The 17,071-nt window shown below is 69.1% G+C and carries 13 protein-coding genes and 1 tRNA gene; 2 read left to right on the forward strand and 12 right to left on the reverse strand.

The window, feature by feature from the left end; all coding sequences use genetic code 11:
* Positions 1 to 143: 143 nt before the first annotated feature.
* From SAHL_RS10095 to nadA, 11 genes are all read right to left on the reverse strand, one after another.
* A tRNA-Pro gene (locus tag SAHL_RS10095) sits at positions 144 to 220 on the reverse strand.
* A gap of 311 nt (positions 221 to 531) precedes the next feature.
* Positions 532 to 1,932 (reverse strand): cysteine--tRNA ligase, encoded by a 1,401-nt coding sequence (gene cysS / locus SAHL_RS10100; protein ID WP_123591296.1) that lies wholly within the window; start codon positions 1,930 to 1,932, stop codon positions 532 to 534.
* 580 nt (positions 1,933 to 2,512) lie between these two features.
* A complete protein-coding gene (gene thiL / locus SAHL_RS10110) occupies positions 2,513 to 3,490 on the reverse strand; it encodes a thiamine-phosphate kinase (RefSeq protein ID WP_123591298.1) in 978 nt (325 codons plus the stop codon).
* 13 nt (positions 3,491 to 3,503) lie between these two features.
* Entirely contained in the window at positions 3,504 to 3,935 is a 432-nt protein-coding gene (gene nusB / locus SAHL_RS10115; RefSeq protein WP_123591317.1) for a transcription antitermination factor NusB, read from the reverse strand.
* 88 nt (positions 3,936 to 4,023) lie between these two features.
* Complete coding sequence (gene ribH, locus SAHL_RS10120) at positions 4,024 to 4,506, reverse strand: 6,7-dimethyl-8-ribityllumazine synthase (RefSeq protein WP_123591299.1); 483 nt, start codon at positions 4,504 to 4,506, stop codon at positions 4,024 to 4,026.
* 66 nt (positions 4,507 to 4,572) lie between these two features.
* Positions 4,573 to 5,706, reverse strand: a complete 1,134-nt coding sequence (gene ribBA, locus SAHL_RS10125; RefSeq protein WP_123591300.1) for a bifunctional 3,4-dihydroxy-2-butanone-4-phosphate synthase/GTP cyclohydrolase II — start codon at positions 5,704 to 5,706, stop codon at positions 4,573 to 4,575.
* A 105-nt stretch (positions 5,707 to 5,811) separates the two neighbouring features.
* Positions 5,812 to 6,405, reverse strand: coding sequence for a riboflavin synthase (locus SAHL_RS10130; protein WP_123591301.1), 594 nt, complete (start codon positions 6,403 to 6,405; stop codon positions 5,812 to 5,814).
* A 7-nt stretch (positions 6,406 to 6,412) separates the two neighbouring features.
* Positions 6,413 to 7,543 (reverse strand): bifunctional diaminohydroxyphosphoribosylaminopyrimidine deaminase/5-amino-6-(5-phosphoribosylamino)uracil reductase RibD, encoded by a 1,131-nt coding sequence (gene ribD / locus SAHL_RS10135; protein ID WP_221177918.1) that lies wholly within the window; start codon positions 7,541 to 7,543, stop codon positions 6,413 to 6,415.
* Positions 7,540 to 8,046 carry a transcriptional regulator NrdR gene (gene nrdR, locus SAHL_RS10140; protein ID WP_123591302.1) on the reverse strand — a complete coding sequence of 169 codons (507 nt, stop codon included), beginning with the start codon at positions 8,044 to 8,046 and terminating at the stop codon, positions 7,540 to 7,542. Before nrdR ends, ribD begins: the two co-directional genes overlap by 4 nt.
* 24 nt (positions 8,047 to 8,070) lie before the next feature.
* Entirely contained in the window at positions 8,071 to 9,348 is a 1,278-nt protein-coding gene (gene glyA / locus SAHL_RS10145; protein ID WP_184947611.1) for a serine hydroxymethyltransferase, read from the reverse strand.
* A gap of 170 nt (positions 9,349 to 9,518) precedes the next feature.
* Positions 9,519 to 10,619: a quinolinate synthase NadA gene (gene nadA / locus SAHL_RS10150; RefSeq protein ID WP_123591304.1), complete on the reverse strand. Its 1,101-nt coding sequence runs from the start codon at positions 10,617 to 10,619 to the stop codon at positions 9,519 to 9,521.
* Between the two features lie 100 nt (positions 10,620 to 10,719).
* Here nadA and SAHL_RS10155 point away from each other — a divergent pair, with 100 nt between their 5' ends.
* Together SAHL_RS10155 and SAHL_RS10160 are read left to right on the forward strand one after the other, a co-directional pair.
* On the forward strand, positions 10,720 to 11,559 hold the full coding sequence (locus SAHL_RS10155) for a DUF6502 family protein (protein ID WP_123591305.1): 840 nt from the start codon (positions 10,720 to 10,722) through the stop codon (positions 11,557 to 11,559).
* Positions 11,549 to 12,985: a DUF5666 domain-containing protein gene (locus SAHL_RS10160; protein WP_123591306.1), complete on the forward strand. Its 1,437-nt coding sequence runs from the start codon at positions 11,549 to 11,551 to the stop codon at positions 12,983 to 12,985. The genes SAHL_RS10155 and SAHL_RS10160 overlap by 11 nt, the downstream gene beginning before the upstream one ends.
* Positions 12,986 to 13,987: 1,002 nt before the next feature.
* Here SAHL_RS10160 and SAHL_RS10165 read toward each other — a convergent pair.
* Complete coding sequence (locus SAHL_RS10165; RefSeq protein WP_123591307.1) at positions 13,988 to 16,990, reverse strand: beta strand repeat-containing protein; 3,003 nt, start codon at positions 16,988 to 16,990, stop codon at positions 13,988 to 13,990.
* Between the last annotated feature and the right edge of the window lie 81 nt (positions 16,991 to 17,071).

Here is a 17,071-nt window from a genome sequence, read left to right on the forward strand (position 1 = left end):
CGAACCAGCGACCAATGGCTTAGAAGGCCATTGCTCTATCCCCTGAGCTACGGGCGCCGAGGCGGCGAATGACGGGCCGGATGCCGGTGACCGATCAACGCCATGGGTGATCCGGCCCGGGCTGTTCCGGTGCATTCTGGAATTGGTCGGGGCAACAGGATTCGAACCTGTGACCTTCTGCTCCCAAAGCAGACGCGCTACCAGGCTGCGCTATGCCCCGCCGATCGTCGCAGACTCTAGCGCGGTTGCACGCCCGTGGCCATCCCGCGTCTGCTCTGCGAGCCGTCTGTTTCTAGGCTCGGCTAGGCCTCGCCAACAAACCCGGCCTCGCGACATCCGTCGCTCGGCGTTCGCCGCCGTGCGGCTCACCCCAAAGCAGACGCGCTACCAGGCTGCGCTATGCCCCGTCGATTGCCGCAGACTCTAGCGCGGTTGCATGCCCATGGCCATCCTTTCTCCAATCAGAGCGCCATCCGTTACCGCGCCGAGCGGTATACCGGCACATCGCAACGCCGGCCATCCACGGCGCACTCAGCCACGCCGCCAGCGGGTGCCGTCCGCGCCGTCCTCCAGCAGGATGCCGTTGGCCTGGAGCTCGTCGCGGATGCGATCGGCCGTGTCGAAATCCCGCGCCGCGCGGGCGGCGCGCCGCTGGCGGAGCATGGCTTCGATGGTTTCCGCATCGTAGGTATGGTCGCCGGAACGCGCCGCGCCGCCCTGCAGATAGCGCGAGGCATCCTGCTGCAGCAGACCGATCCAGCCGCCGAGTTCGCGCAGCCCCGCGGCGATATCGGCAGCCACAGCTGGCGCCTCTTCCCGCTGCCGATTGCATTCGCGCGCCATCTCGAACAGCACGGCGATCGCCGCGGGCGTGTTCAGATCGTCCGCCATGGCCTCGGCATAGCGCGAGCGATAGCGCTGCACCGCGTCGGATCGCGGGTCGCCGTCGCCTGCGGTATCGCGCAGCGCTGTATAGAGCCGGGCGAGCGCGCTGGCCGCCGCGCTCATGGCATCCGCGTTGTAGGCCAGCGGACTGCGGTAGTGCGTCGAGAGCACGAAGTAGCGCACCGTCTCCGCGTCGAAGGTGTCCAGAACGTCGCGAATGGTCAAGAAATTGCCGAGCGATTTCGACATCTTCTCGTCGTCGACAGTCACGAAGCCGTTGTGCATCCACAGCGTCGCGAAACGCTTGCCGGTGGCGGCCTCGCTCTGCGCGATCTCGTTCTCGTGGTGGGGGAACTGCAGGTCCAGCCCGCCGCCGTGGATATCGAAGCTCTCGCCCAGGCAATGCGTGGACATCGCGGAGCATTCGATATGCCAGCCCGGCCGCCCCGGGCCCCACGGCGAGTCCCAGCTCGGCTCGTCGGCCTTGGCGGCCTTCCAGAGCACGAAATCGAGCGGATCCGTCTTGGCCTCGTTGACGGCGATGCGCGCGCCCGCCCGCAGATCCTCGGTTCGCCGTTTCGACAGCGCGCCGTAGTCGCCGAAGGTGCTCACGTCGTAATAGACGTCACCGTTGTCGCCGACATAGGCATGGCCGTTGTCGACCAGACGCTCGATCATGGCCAGGATCTGTTCGACGTGTGCGGTCGCCCGCGGTTCGTGGTCCGGCGCGATCAGGCCGAGCGCGGCCTCGTCCTCGCTCATCGCGGCGGCAAAGCGCTCGGCGATGGCCTCCGGCGTGGCGCCGGTCTCCGCGGCACGGTTGATGATCTTGTCGTCGATGTCGGTGACGTTTCGAACGAAGGTCACCCGCCAGCCGGTCGCGCGCAGATAGCGCACGAACATGTCGAACACGATCATCACCCGGGCGTGCCCGAGATGACAGTAGTCGTAGACCGTGACCCCGCAGACATACAGGCGCACGTGGCCGGGTTCGAGCGTGACCAGCGCCTGGCGCGCGCCGGTGAGACTGTCGTGCAGTTGCAGCATGCGGCTACGACGGATCGGTGGCAAAGCGCGATATTCTATACGTGCGCGCGACTTCGGGTCTCGCCGACAGCCTCCGCGCCCGGATCATGATGACGGCATGCGCGGGATTACGGTCATCATCGCGGTCGTCGCGACTGCGGTACTGGCCGCGTTCGCGGTGGCGCCGCGCCTGGACGCCGGCCGTGCGATCGAGCGGCTTCGCGACGACGCCCGCCGGACACGCCGGCTGGCCCGGTGTCCCCGATGTCGCCGCGCGCGGCGATTTCGGAGTCGTCGAATCGGCCCCGGCCGCCGGCGCGTCCGGGGAGGCGTCGGCACGCGGGCTCAGCCCGACCTCATCGACGCGCTGCGGATCGACACGGCCAACCGCGGACGCCCGCGAGGCCCTGGCCCGGCTCCATGTCGACGGGGACGACCACGCCGACACAGGCCCGGCCCCGCAGCGCCCGCTGACGGCTGGGCCCGACAACGCGCGGGCGTGGCATCTGCCTGACGAGAACCATCAAGGCCCGGACGAGACCGAGACGACGACCGCCGCCTTCGCCCATGCCTGCAGCCCGGGGATTCGACCCGCCTGCCGCTAGACCGCGCCGCGGCCGCCGAAATGATCCCAGCCCGCAGCGTCCGACTCGAACGGCGGACAGCGTCGACCATGGGCATCGACCACGCGCAGACCGGGCTCGGACTCGATCACGCCGACGACCGTGAGACCGCAGTCCAGCCGCGCCCGCGCGGCGTCGACGCTCGCGGCCGGCAGGGTCAGACACAGCTCGTAGTCGTCGCCGCCCCGCCACTGCAGATCGCGACGCTCCTCGTCGGTCGCCGCCCGGCGTCGCAGCGCCTCCGAGGCCGGCAGTGCCGCGAGCTCGATGCGCGCGCCCACACCGCTCGCCGCCAGCACGTGGCCCAGATCGGCGCCGAAGCCGTCGGACACGTCGATGCCCGCATGCGCCAGTGCCCGAACGGCGGCACCGTTTCGCCACTGCGGCCGGGCCAGGCGTCGGAGCAGAAACGCGGTGTCGGGATCGTCGGCCATGTCCCCGCGCGCGGGCCACAGCCCCAGCCCCTTCGCGGCGTCGCCGAGCGTTCCGGTCACGGCCACCACGTCGCCGGGAACGGCACCGGCGCGCGTCAGCGCCGCACCCGCGGGCAGCATGCCGATCGCGGTGACGGTGATCGACAGCGGGCCACGCGTGGTGTCGCCGCCCACGATATCCACGGGGGCGTCGCCGATGGCGGCCAGCGCGCCGTCGACGAAATCATCGCACCAGGGGCCGTCCAGAACGGGCGTCGACAACGCCACGGTCAGCCACGCCGGTGCCGCGCCCATGGCGGCCAGATCGCTCAGATTGACCGCGATCGCCTTCCAGCCGATATCGAAGGCCGGCGTGTCGTCAGGGAAATGACGACCGCTGATCAGGGTGTCGGTCGTGATCGCCAGAACCTCGCCCGGCGCGGGCGCGACAACCGCGGCGTCGTCGCCGATGGTCAGCTGCGTATCGGCGCGGCGCGCGGCCAGGCGAGCGGCGAGCCGGTCGATCAGCTGGAACTCGCGCACGCGGGCGGTCGTGTCAGTCGCCGGCCGGCGTCTCGCGGGCGCGCAGATCGCGCGCGGTGGCGTCCAGCACGCCGTTGACGAAGCGATGGCCGTCGGTCGCGCCGAACACCTTGGCGAGATTGGTCGCCTCGTTGATGACCGCGGCGAACGGAATCTCGACGCGATCACGCAGTTCGTAGGTCGCCAGCAGCAGGATGGCGTGCTCGACCGGGTCGAGCTGTGCGGCCGGCCGGCTCAGATGCGCGTCGAAGATCGCCTCCAGCGCGTCGGCGTCGTAGGCCACGCCGCGCAGGAGCGTCTCGAAATACTCACGATCGAGCGCACTCAGGCGCCCGGCCTGGGCGAACTGCAGCACCAGCGCGCCGAGCTCGGTGCCGGTCATGCGCCACTGATAGAGCGCCTGCACGGCGGCCATGCGCGCACGGATGCGGGCGCCGCCCGGCATCCGCGGCGGCAGTTCCGGCAGGCGATCGTCGTCGTCCGGTGAGTCGGCGGCGTCGCCCAGGGATTGATTCTCGATCGGCACTGCGGTGTCAGTCCTCGATGGAGCGCAGCAACGTGATCATCTCCACGACCGCGCTGGCCGCCTCGGCGCCCTTGTTGTGGTCCTCGTCGGACTGGGCCCGCGCATCGGCCTGCTCCGCGGTGTCGGCGGTGATCACGCCGAAGCCCACGGGCAGGCCGTATTCGAGCGCCGTCGCCGACAGGCCCTTGGCGCATTCGGTGCAGATGTAGTCGAAGTGCGGCGTCTCGCCGCGGATCACCGCTCCCAGCGCCACAATGCCGTCGAGCGCACCGTCCTCGGCGTAGCGATCGGCGAGACGATCCGCCACCAGCGGCAGCTCGAAGGCGCCCGGCACCCGTACGAGCGTGATGTCGTCGTCGTCGACACCGCAGTCGCTGAGCACGTCCATGGCGCCGTCGACCAGCCGGTCGACGACGTCGTCGTTCCAGCGGGTGCACAGCACCGCGATCTTCAGACCACTGCCGTCGAATTCTCCTTGCAGCGTGCGCATGGCGCGTCCTCGCTTGAGCGTTGGCCCATTATTGCACGCGCGGCGTGCGCGGCCACGCGGAATGAATCAGTCGCCGTCGTCGCCCTGCACGTACTCGACGACCTCGAGCCCGAAGCCCGAGATCGCCTGCAGCCGCATGGGCGCCGAGAGCACGCGCATCCGGCGCACGCCCAGATCGGTCAGGATCTGGGCACCGACGCCGTAGGTGCGCAGAATACGGCTTTCGTCGCCGCCCGGATCGCCGCTGTCCGGCGCCGCGGCCGCCTCCGCGCCCTCGACCAGGCGGATGCGCTCGATGAGTTCGCGCGCGGATTCGGGCTTGCGCAGCACGACCACCACGCCGCAGCCCTCCGCGGCCACCCGCGCCAGCGTGTCGCGCAGCGGCCAGCCGAAATCGCCGTGGCGCACGCCCAGCACGTCGGAGAGCGTGTTGCGCACGTGCACGCGCACCAGCGTCGGCGTCTCGGGGTCGATCGCGCCGCGCACCATCGCGAAATGCACGACCTTATCGACCTCGTCCTCGTAGGAGACCAGCGTGAACGGGCCGAACTCGGTCTCGACCTCGGACTCGGTCACGCGCACGACCGTGCGCTCGTTCTCGATGCGATAGCGAATGAGATCGGCGATGGTGCCGAGCCGGATGTCGTGCTCGGCGGCGAAGGCTTCCAGATCCGGCAGCCGCGCCATGGTGCCGTCCTCGTTGAGGATCTCCACGATCACCGAGGCCGGCTCTAGGCCGGCCAGACGGGCGAGATCGCAGCCGGCTTCGGTATGGCCCGCGCGCGCCAGCGTGCCGCCCGGCTGCGACATCAACGGGAAGATGTGACCGGGCTGGACCAGATCCGACGGCCGGGCGTCCTTCTGCACCGCCGCGCGCACGGTCTGGGCGCGATCATGCGCGGAAATGCCGGTGGTCACCCCTTCGGCGGCCTCGATCGAAAGCGTGAAGTTGGTCGACTGCTCGGCATCGCTGGCCGCGACCATGAGCGGCAGGTGCAGCTGCCGGCAGCGTTCCCGCGTGAGCGTCAGACAGATCAGCCCACGCCCGTAGCGGGCCATGAAGTTGATGTCCTCGGGCCGCACACATTCGGCGGCCATGATGAGATCGCCTTCGTTCTCGCGGTTGGCGTCGTCGAGCATGATGACCATGCGCCCGGCGCGCATGTCCGCAACGACATCCTCGATGGGGCTGATGGGCATGGTGCGTCCTTGATCGATTGATCGCCGCGAAGGCTGCGCGCGGCGGGCGCGCATTCTAGCACCGCGTCCCGGCCTCGGGCGTGGCCCCCGCCGGGTGCCGGCCCCTCAGCGTGCGTCGACCAGTCGCGCGAGATAGCGCGCGATGACGTCGATCTCGAGGTTGACCCGGTCGCCGACCTCGCGCTCGCCCAGCGTCGTGTGCGCCATCGTGTGCGGCACGATGTTGACGCCGAAACGGTCGTCTTCGACCTCGTTGACGGTCAGGCTGATGCCGTCGACACAGACCGACCCCTTCGCGGCGAAAAAACGCGACAGGGCCACCGGCACCGTGAAGACCAGACGCCAGGAGCGCGCATCCGCCGTCTTCTCGGCCAGCGTGCCGAAACCGTCGACGTGGCCGGACACGAGATGTCCGCCCAGCGGTTCGCCGGCGCGCAGGGCCGCCTCCAGGTTCACGCGCGAGCCGACCGCGAGTGCGCCCAGCGTCGTCAACGACAGCGTTTCCTGAGAGACGTCGGCGGCGAAGCGCCGGCCGTCGAGTGCGGTGGCGGTCAGGCACACGCCGGATACGGCGATGCTGTCGCCGAGGGCGATCGAGCCGAGATCGGCGTCGCCGGTATCGATGACCAGACGGGTGTCGCCGCCCACGGGCTCGATCTCGGCCACGATGCCGATGCCCTTGATGATTCCGGTGAACATGCGTTTTTCAGTTCCTGTTGTCGGCCGCCGCGGGGCGAGCGCGAATGCGCCAGTCGGATCCGACCGGCTCGACCGCGATGATCTCGAGCGGCCGCGCATCGGCGAGGCGGTTCGCGCCGGGCAGATGCACCAGCCCACGGCCGGTGTCGCCGATGAGCATCGGCGCCATGTAGAGGATGTACTCGTCGACGCAGCCGGCCTCGGCCAGCGAACCGGCCAGCGTTGGTCCGGCTTCGACGAGTACGTCGTTGATCTCCTGCGCGCCGAGGCTGTCGAGCACGACCGGCAGGTCCAGACCCGCGCCGGCCAGGGCGACACGCTCGACCGCGGCACCGGCCCGTTCGAGCGCATCGATGCGCGCGTCGTCCGCGCTGGCGGTGAAGATCCGCACGGCGCCGGGTCGCTCGAGCATCCGTGCCGCCGGCGTGATCTCGAGGTGGGTGTCGACCACCACGCGCAGCGGCTGCGGCCACTCGCCGTCGAGGCGTACCGTCAGCGACGGATCGTCGGCCTGGCGCGTGCCTCGGCCGACCAGCACGGCGCCGGATTCGGCGCGCAGCCGGTGCACGTCCGCGCGCGCCGCCTCGCCGGTGATCCACTGGCTCTCCCCGTTGGCCGCGGCCGTGCGGCCGTCGAGGCTCATGGCGAGCTTGACGCGCACCCGCGGGCGCCCGGTGGTCATTCGCCGGTTGAAACCCGGGTTCAGATCACGGCAGCGATCCGCGAGCACGCCGGTGACGACCTCGATGCCGGCCGCGCGCAGGGCCGAAACACCGCGACCGTCCACCGCCGGATTCGGGTCGCCCGCGCCGACCACCACCCGTGCCACGCCGGCCTCGATGAGCGCCTCGGTGCAGGGCGCCGTGCGGCCGACATGGCTGCAGGGCTCGAGCGTGACGTAGGCGGTGGCGCCGCGCGTGGCGTGCCCGCGGCCGGCGGCGTCGTCGAGGGCGCGCCGCTCGGCGTGTCCCTCGCCGGCCCGTTCGTGCCAGCCCTCGCCGATGATCCGCTCGTCCGCGACCAGGATGCAGCCGACGCGGGGGTTCGGGCGCGTGGTGTACCAGCCGCGCCGGGCCAGCTCGATTGCACCCTGCATGAAGTAGCGGTGCACGGCCTCGCGCACGCCGGGCGCGCTCACCGGTCCTTTCCGCCGGCGTCGATCAGCGACAGCTGGCCGCTGTCCGGGTCGGGCGCCGCCTCGAGCCGTTCGATCTCCTCGCGGAAAGCGTTGACGTCCTCGAAACGGCGATACACCGAGGCGAAGCGGACGTAGGCCACCTGGTCGAGCTCGCGCAGTTCCGCCATCACCCATTCACCGAGTTGACGCGACGCCACCTCGCGCTCGGCGTCCGTACGCAGGCGCTGGAGTATGTGGATGATCGCGGTGTCGATGGCCTCGGCCGCCACCGGGCGCTTGTAGAGCGCCCGCTCGATCCCCTGGCGCAGCTTGTTCTCGTCGAAGGGCTCGGGCGTACCGTCGCTCTTGACGATGCGCGGCAGCACCAGCTCCGCCGTCTCGAAGGTGGTGAAGCGGGCACTGCACGCCGGGCATTCGCGCCGACGCCGCACCTGGCTGCCTTCCGCGGCCAAGCGCGAGTCGACCACGCGCGTGGCGCGCTCGTCGCAGAACGGACACTGCACGGCGAACCCCGCGGACGACGCAGCCTAGGCGGCGCCCTTCCCGGCCGCGCGATACACCGCGTGCCGGGCGCACAGATCGGTGACCGCCGCCCGCACCCGGGCGACCATGGCATCGACATCGCCGCCATCGGCCAGCGTGTCGAGCACGTCGCAGATCCAGCCGGCGACCTGGCGCATTTCGTTCTCGTCAAAGCCGCGCGTAGTGGCCGCGGGCGTACCGATGCGCAGGCCGGAGGTGACGAAAGGCGAGCGCGGATCGCCGGGCACGGCGTTCTTGTTGGCGGTGATGTGCGCCTTGCCGAGCAGCGCTTCCGCATCCTTGCCGGTGATGTCCTGGCGCACAAGGCTGACCAGCATCAGGTGGTTGTCGGTGCCGCCGGACACGACCTCGTAATTGCGGTCCATGAAGACCTGCGCCATCGCCCGGGCATTGGCCACGACCTGGCGCGAATAGGTCTGGAACTCGGGTTCGAGCGCCTCCTTGAACGCGACCGCCTTGCCGGCAATGACGTGCATGAGCGGGCCGCCCTGCGTACCCGGGAAAACCGCGGAATTAAGCTTCTTGTAGAGGGCCTCGTCGCCGTGAGCGGACAGGATCAAGCCCCCGCGCGGGCCGCGCAGGGTCTTGTGGGTCGTGGTCGTTACCACGTGCGCGTGCGGCAGCGGGCTCGGGTATTCACCCGCAGCCACGAGACCGGCGACGTGCGCCATGTCCACGAGCAGCCAGGCACCAACCGAGTCCGCGATCTGACGCATCCGCGCCCAGTCGATCCGGCGGGAATAGGCCGAGAAGCCGCCGATGAGCATCTTCGGCCGGTGTTCGTCGGCCAGCCGCTGGATCTCGTCGTAATCGAGCTCGCCGGTCTGCTCGTTGAGGCCGTACTGAACCGCGTTGTAATTGCGGCCGGAGAAGTTCGGCGCCGCGCCGTGGGTCAGATGGCCGCCGGCGTCCAGGCTCATGCCCAGAATCGTGTCGCCAGGCTTGACCAGCGCAAGATAGACCGCGGCGTTGGCCTGGGCGCCGGAATGCGGCTGCACGTTGGCATAGTCGCATTCGAAGAGCCGGCAGGCGCGGTCGATCGCGAGCTGCTCGGCGACGTCGACGTACTCGCAGCCGCCGTAGAAGCGCTTGCCCGGATAACCTTCCGCGTACTTGTTCGTCAGCAGCGATCCCTGGGCTTCCATCACCCGGGGACTGGTGTAGTTCTCCGAGGCGATCAGCTCGATGTGATCTTCCTGGCGCTGGTCCTCGTCGGCGATGGCCGACGCCAGCTCGGGGTCGAAATCGACAATGCGTTGCATGGCATCAAACATGGGCAAATGATCTGTCTGTAAAACGAAGAAGCCGTAGCGTCGCCGCCTGCGGGCGCGGGCGTCGACGCGTTGTCTGATCCGGTAAGGCCGCATAGTGTAGCGCAGACGCGGCGCGGGCTCAGGCGTGGCGCCCGGCGCGTGCCGCTCGCTGCCGCGGCCTAGGCCGTGATCTCGAGCATGAGATCGAGCGTCGCCTTGGCTTCGCGCGCCTCGTCGGCCGGCACCTGAATACGGTTCACGACCTCGCCCTCGACCAGATTGTCCAGAACCCAGGCCAGATGCTGGGGATCGGTGCGGAACATGGTCGAGCACATGCACACGACCGGCGACATGAACTGCACCTTCACGCCCTTGTCGGCCATCTCGTGGTGCAGGCGATTGACCAGATTGAGTTCGGTGCCCACCAGCCAGTGCGTGCCCGGTTCGCTGGCACGCACGTGCCGGAGAATGGTCTCGGTGGAACCGACCACGTCGGAGGCCTGACAGACCTCGAAGGCATTCTCGGGATGGGAGATCACCCGGCCTTCCGGATGTTCCTCCCGGAACTTGTGGATGTGATTGGGGTGGAACATCTGGTGGACCGAGCAGAATCCCTTCCAGAGGATGATGCGCGCGCCGCGGATCTCGTCCGCGGTGAGCCCGCCCATCGGCTTCGAGAAATCCCAGACGACCATCTCGTCCAGCGGGATGCCCATGTCGTGGCCGGTATTGCGCCCCAGGTGCTGATCGGGGAAGAACAGCACCTTCTCGCGACGCGAGAACGACCAGTCGAGCACGCCGCGGGCGTTGGACGAGGTACACACGATGCCGCCGTGGCGGCCGCAGAACGCCTTCAGATCGGCCGCCGAGTTGATGTAGGTGACCGGCGTGACCTGCTCGTCGGGCTCGAGCACTTCGGAGAGCTCGCGCCAGGCGCGCTCGACGTTGCGCAGGTTGGCCATGTCCGCCATCGAGCAACCGGCGGCCATATCCGGCAGGATCACCTGCTGGTCGGGCCGCGACAGGATGTCGGCGACTTCGGCCATGAAGTGCACGCCACAGAAGACGATGTATTCGGCGTCGGAATTCGCTGCCAGCTTCGACAGCTTCAGCGAGTCGCCGGTGTAATCGGCGTGTGCGAAGACCTCGTCGCGCTGGTAGTGGTGACCGAGAATCGCGCAGCGGGAACCGAGCGCGGCCTTGGCGGCCCGAATGCGCTCGTCGCAGGCCGCATCGTCGTAGAAGGAGTAATCCTGCAGGGCGAATGCGTTCGCAGTCATGATGATTGCAGGCGGATGTTGTCCTTCAAATGTACCACAGTCCGCCGGCGCGCCTCCCCCACCACGAGCCGCGAGCGGCGTATGTCTATATAATTCGCGAATGAAAGACGACGCCCGCCAATGGCTGGCACGGGCCTGCCGCCGCCTGCTTCGCCCGGTCGTGCGCATCCTGCTGCAGCACGGGATCGCGTACCGGGATTTCGCCGAGATCGCACGCGGCGTATACGTCGACGTCGCCCGCGAGGCGAGCGATACCCGCGGCCGACCGCCGACCGACTCACGCGTCGCCGTGGTCACGGGCCTGACCCGCAAGGAAGTGCGGCGCCTGCGCGAGGCCGCCGATCAGGATTACGTCGATCCCACCTGGGGCGGCGCCAACCGGGCCACCCGCGTGCTGGCGGGCTGGCACCGCGACCCGGACTTCAACGACGACCGCGGCCATCCACGGGTGCTCGATTTCACGGATGCGCACAGCGGCTTCACCGCGCTCGTGCGCCGATACAGCGGCGACATTCCGGTCAACGCCGTGTTCGAGGAGCTCGAGCGCGTCGGCGCGGTCGATATCGACGACCGCGACCAGGTCAGCGTACTCGGCCGCGCCTACGTGCCCATGGCCAGCGATCCGGAGAGCCTGCGCATGCTCGGCACCGCCAGCCACGATCTGCTGGCCACGATCGCGCACAATATCGGTCGGCATCCGGACACGCCGGCACGCTTCCAGCGCACGGTATTCAATGCCCGCGTCGACGTGCGCGCCCTGCCGGTGTTCCACCGGCTGGCCTCGGAACACGGCCAGCAGCTGCTGGAGACCCTCGACGACTGGCTGGAACGCCATGAGATCGACGAACAGGACACCGAGACCCCGGTCGTGCGAACCGGCGTCGGCATCTATTATTTTCAGGATGCACCCCGGTCCGAGGAGAACAAGAATGACGACTGACCGACGATTCGTTCGCTCGCTTCGCCGCGGCATCGCCCTGCTGACGTGCGTCGCCTTGGCCGCCTGCGGCGGCGGCGGCGACGACGGCGGCGGACAGATCGCCGGCATCGAGGGCACCGGTATCGTCTCCGGGTTCGGCAGCGTCTGGGTCAACGGCATCGAGTTCGAGACCGACGACGCCGAGATCGTGTTCAACGGCGAACCGGTCGGCGAGGACGCGCTGCGTGTCGGCGACATCGTCACGGTTCGCGGCACAATCGAGGACGATCGCGCCGAGGCCGATCGGATCGTGTTCGACCGCGTACTCGACGGGCCGATCAGCCGGATCGAGGTCCGCAACGGCGTCGGCCGGCTCGTGGCGCTGGGCGAGACCGTGCATATCGACACCGATACGCGCCTCATCAACACGCCCGCGGACGAACTAGCCGCAGGCGATCTCATCGCCGTCAGCGGCGTCGCCGCGGACGACGGCGATCTGCGCGCGACCTCGATCGAACAGGGCCCCACCTATCGGCCGGACAGCACGCGCATCGACATCGAGGGCCGCGTCCGGGATCTGGCGGCCGACCGCTTCTACATCGGTCCGCTGGAGATCGACTACGGCGGCGCCACCGTCGACCTCGCCGCGGGCGAACTCAAGGACGGCGCCTTCGTCCAGGTCTTCGGCACCCAGGGCGCGGCGGCGGATGCCCCGCTGGTCGCCGACAGCGTGATCGTGCGCTCGCGCGGGCCGGCATCGGATAGCGGGCACGTCTTTCGCACCGGCCGTATCGAGAACTTCGACGGCCCGGGCGACTTCACCATCGCCGGCCAGCGCATCGACGCCCAGGACGCCAGCCGCAACGACGACGCCTCGATCGATCCGGCAGAGGGCGTGTTCGCCTGGGTATACGGGACGATGCGCGACAATGTGCTCGTCGCAGACACCCTGACCGTTCGCCCCGACCCCAACGTGGTGATCGAGGCCCGGATCCGGGACATCGACGAGGCGAACGACGCGCTGACCCTACTGAGCGTCGACGTCCGGACCCGCTCGGACACGCTCTACGTGGACGAGCGCGACGCGGCCGACCGCCGGCTTCGCTTCGACGGGCTCGCCCGCGGCAATTCGGTGCGCATCTCCGGCTACGCCACCGACACCGGCGTGACCGCGACCCGGGTCACGCGCGTCGATTCGGCGACGACCCGCACGCGCGGGCCGGTCGCGAGCGTATCGGGGAGCGGCGACGCGCTGTCACTGGAAGTCGCCGGCATCCCGGTCATCGCCCGGGACGACGTCACCGAGTTCGAAGACGCCGACGGCGAGCGCCTCGACGCCGCCGCGTTCCGCACCCGGGCGGAAGACGGCGCGATCGTGGAGGCCACGGGCCCCGACAACGACGGCCGCATCGATACAGCCCGCACGCTGCGCCTGATCGAGCACTGACGCCATCTCGACCCGGCGGCAGCACGCCGCCGGGGCCGTCCACGACAGTCGGAATACGCCGGTCCCGCGATCGAGGACCGCCCTGCGATACCGCCTCGCACGCGCGCCCATCAGTCTGCAGGCAGTGACAACCGACGACGCACGGGCACCCCCGGCCGGACCGAGATCGGCCGCCCCCTCGGCATCGCCCGCTAAGCACGTACCGCCATTGCCGGCGACGCGCGCTGCGCGCCGGACACACTCGACTTATGCGATCCCGTCGACAGCCTGCGCCGCGCCCCCGTGTGAACGGTGCAACGGGGCGCGATGGCCCCACGCTCGGCAGCGGTCGCCGGCAGGCCGATGGCTTTAATGAAGTCCTGCCACTACGCCCAGTCCCGGCACGCGACGCAGCGGCCGGATGAGGCGCGATGCCCCACTGCAGGGCCGAGGCGCGGCACAAGCGCCCGGACGTGTCGGCGCACCTCATGTCCACGATGGCCTCACCGAGTGTCGGCCAGTCGATCCACTACACCGCTCCTGCACGGTCTTTGCAGGACGCGCCGCGGGGCCCGGGTGCGGTGTCCCTGACAGGTGAGCGGGAGCTGGCACCAGGCCAATGAGCGCAGGTTTGCCACCACTCCTCTTTTCATTCCTACGATCGCCTGACAGGCACTTGGGCCATATCGGCCCGCGGCATCGGCGCGGCGGCGGCGATCAATCGACCATCCCAACGGACGAACGATCGGTGATGCGCCTGCCGCGGCCAAGACTAGCGTGGGCTCGACGGCCGAAATGGATACCTCGGCCCGCCGACACCTGGGCGACAGCGCAATGGCGCCGCGAGCGAGCGAACCGAATGTCACCAAGCCGACCTACGGCGAGAGCCGCCATATCGACATCGCCGACGGCGATCGCAGGTCCGGACCACGCGAGTCGCAAAACGGCTCGATCTCGGCCGGAGACGAAAAAGGCCGGACCGGGTCACCCCGATCCGGCCCAAGGGCCATGCCAAACGCGCGACTAGCGCATATCGTCCGACGCCGAGGCCGACTGTTCGACCTCGAACGCGACCGTCGCCCCGCGCACCGGCAGGCCGTCACCCACGACGAGGTCCGTTTCGTCAGCACCGTCGGTAGTATCGAGCGACTGCAGCACGAATCGCAGCTGGCCCATGCCCATGACGTCGTCGTCCATGTCGTCATTCATGTCGCCGTTATCTCCCGGCTGTCCGAGATCGACGCCGTCGCCATCACTGTCGCTGCACGCGGTGAGCGTGAGCGCGATCACGGCCACGACCAGCAGGAGCTGGGTACGACGACGCATGCCGCCGACCGAGAGCAGACCGACCAGGCCCAGCAGCGCCCCACCGGCATACAGCACACCGGCATTCGTGCCCGAGCCGCCGAGGTCCATCAGGCCAATCATCGCCTCGGAGTCCGCATCGTCGTCGCCGTCGTCCGCCACCAGCAGATAGGTCACGCTGTCGTTGGCGGGAATCGACACGCCGGCGCCGTCGGCGAAGGTCACGCTGAACGTGGTGCCGTTGTCGGCCACCGAACCGCTGCCGACCGCCATGTCACCGCCGGCGTCGAAGCGACCGTTGTCGTTGCCGTCGACATAGACCGTGAGGTCGAGGTCGGCCGGATCCACGTCCTCGGGCAGCATGTCGTCGCGCTCGAGATAGCCGGAAAAGCCACCGACGTTGACGCTGTCGTCACTGTCGTTGCTCAGCGTCACGCCCAGCACGGCGACCGAGTCGGCCTCGTCGTCCGCCTCGATCACGACGTCGTCCAGATCGACGGCGGTCGCGGTGAGGACCGGGTCGTCGGTCAGCTCGAAGGCGCCGGCATCGCAGTCGCCGGCATCCGAGTCGCCGGCGTCGAAGCCGCGATCGGCACCGCGCTGATCGACGTCCATGTCGTCGCAGTCGGCGTTGCTGTCGAGCGCGGCACTGCCCGTCGCCAGCGGCTGCGTCGGCGTGGTGCCACCGAACAGGCGATAGGCGCCGTCCAGCGCCACGTCGCCGGTGACGTTGCCGTCATCCGCCTCGGCCGCGACTCCGGAACCCAGATCGGTATCATTCCCCGAGATCAGGCTGTTTCGGATCGCGATCGACCCGCCGGCCTCTTCCGCGGCGTCGACGCCGGTGCCCGCGTTGTCGGTGACCGTGACATAGTCCAGCGTGATGCTGCCGCCGGCGCCGTCGAGATAGACGCCCGCACCAGTGTCCGCACTGTTGTTCGACACCGTGACGTTGTCCAGATCGAGCGTACCGGCGCCCGAGTTCCAGAGTCCGCCGCCTTCAACAGCGCTGTTGTAGCCCACGCTGGAGCGCTCGATGGTCACGGACCCGGCGCCGCCGATGTGCAGCCCGCCGCCGTTGCCCGGATTCGGACTCGGGTCGATGGCGTTGCCCAGCGCCGAGGACACGCCGCCGAGGGTGACCCGCAGCATCGTGACCGTACCGTCGGCCACTTCGATGCCGGCGCCGGCGCGGTTCGCACGGTTGCCCTCGATGCGGCTGTCGGTGATCTCGGCCGTTGCCCCCGGGCTCACGAGCAGAGCGCCCCCGGAACCGGCATCGCCGGTGGCGCGATTCGTCGCGATCCGGCTGTTGCGGATGGTCACCATGCCGCTGCCTTCGCCTTCATTGGCTTCGGCTTCGGCGAAGATGCCGCCACCGCCCTGGTCGGCGCCGTCCCCGGTGGCTTCGTTGTTCACGATCGACACGCCGTCGAAGTGCATGTCGCCCTGATTGTTCCAGAACGCACCGCCTTCAACGGCCGTGTTGCGGGCGAAGATGCCGCCGTTGACGTCCACATCGCCATCGCCGGTGACGTGCACCACGCCGCCATTGCCGGGATTCATGCCGGCGTCGTTGCCGGTGGCGGTCACGTTGTCCAGCATGGTGTCGGTCCCCGCAAGGACCTCGATCGCCCCGCCGGCGCGGCGCGCGGCGTTCATGCGGAAGCTGGAGTCGTGAACGCGCAGCGTCGTGCCGGTCGACGCCAGGATGGCGCCACCGGAGCTGGCGCTGTCCGCGCCGTCCATCTGATTGCTGTCGTCGGCGCCCGCGCGATTCTCCACGAAGCGTGAGTCATCAATGATCAGCGTACCGCCGTTGCTCTCGGCGTAGATGGCGCCGCCACCCTGGTCCGCCGCGGGTCCGGTCGCGGTATTGCCGCTGAATGCGACGCCGTCGACGTGCATGGTGCCGCCGTTGTTCCACAGCGCACCGCCCTCGACCGCGATATTGTCGCTGAACGCACCGCCGTCGATCCGGATGTCGCCGCCACCGGTCACGTGGAGCGCACCGCCGTTACCCGGGTTCATGCCGGCGTCGTTGCCGGAGAATTCAACGCCGTTGAGCGTGACACGCACGTTGTCGAGCGAATCGTCGTCGTCATCGTCGTCGATCGACACGCCCGAGGCTTCCTCGATCGCGCCGCCGGCACGGTCGGCCGTGTTGTCGCGCATGGCACCGCCGTTGACCGTGAGCACGCCGCCGTCGTCGTTCAGAATCGCGCCGCCCGAACGGTCGTCGGCTCCGGCGTCGCCGCCGGCCGTCATGCCGTTGACCAGCACCAGGTGATTGAGCGTGAGCTGGCCCTGGTTGGTGAAGATACGGCTCTGCCCGTTCGCATCGATGGTCACACCATCCGCGTCCTCATCCGAGTCACCGCCATCGCCGTCGGCCGCGCCGATGGTGAGCGTAGAGCCACCCTCGATCGTCGGCAGGGCTTCGCCGGCCAGCATGATCGTGCCGCCGGCCACGCCGTCGGCGAAGACGATGGTGTCGTTGTTGTCGTCGCCGGCGGCACAGCCACCGACGGTCGCGTTGTCGTTGGCCGCCATGATGGCGCTGCGCAGCGTGCAGCCGTCGCCGCCACTCATGTCGCCGCCGCTGTCGACCATGATCGTCGCGGCCATGGCGCCCGGCGCCGCCGCGACCAGTACCGATCCGGCGATCGCAGCCCGCACCTGACGGTGCAGGCGGCCGACGCCGTTGCGATTGATAGACATAACGTTGCTTCCCCTGTGACACGGCGCGAAGGGCGCGCCACCCGGTTTGGGATTTTTGTCCCAAATTTGTGTCGCTCACTT

The sequence above is a fragment of the Salinisphaera orenii subsp. halophila YIM 95161 genome (assembly GCF_003732545.1).
Taxonomy (GTDB): domain Bacteria; phylum Pseudomonadota; class Gammaproteobacteria; order Nevskiales; family Salinisphaeraceae; genus Salinisphaera; species Salinisphaera orenii_A.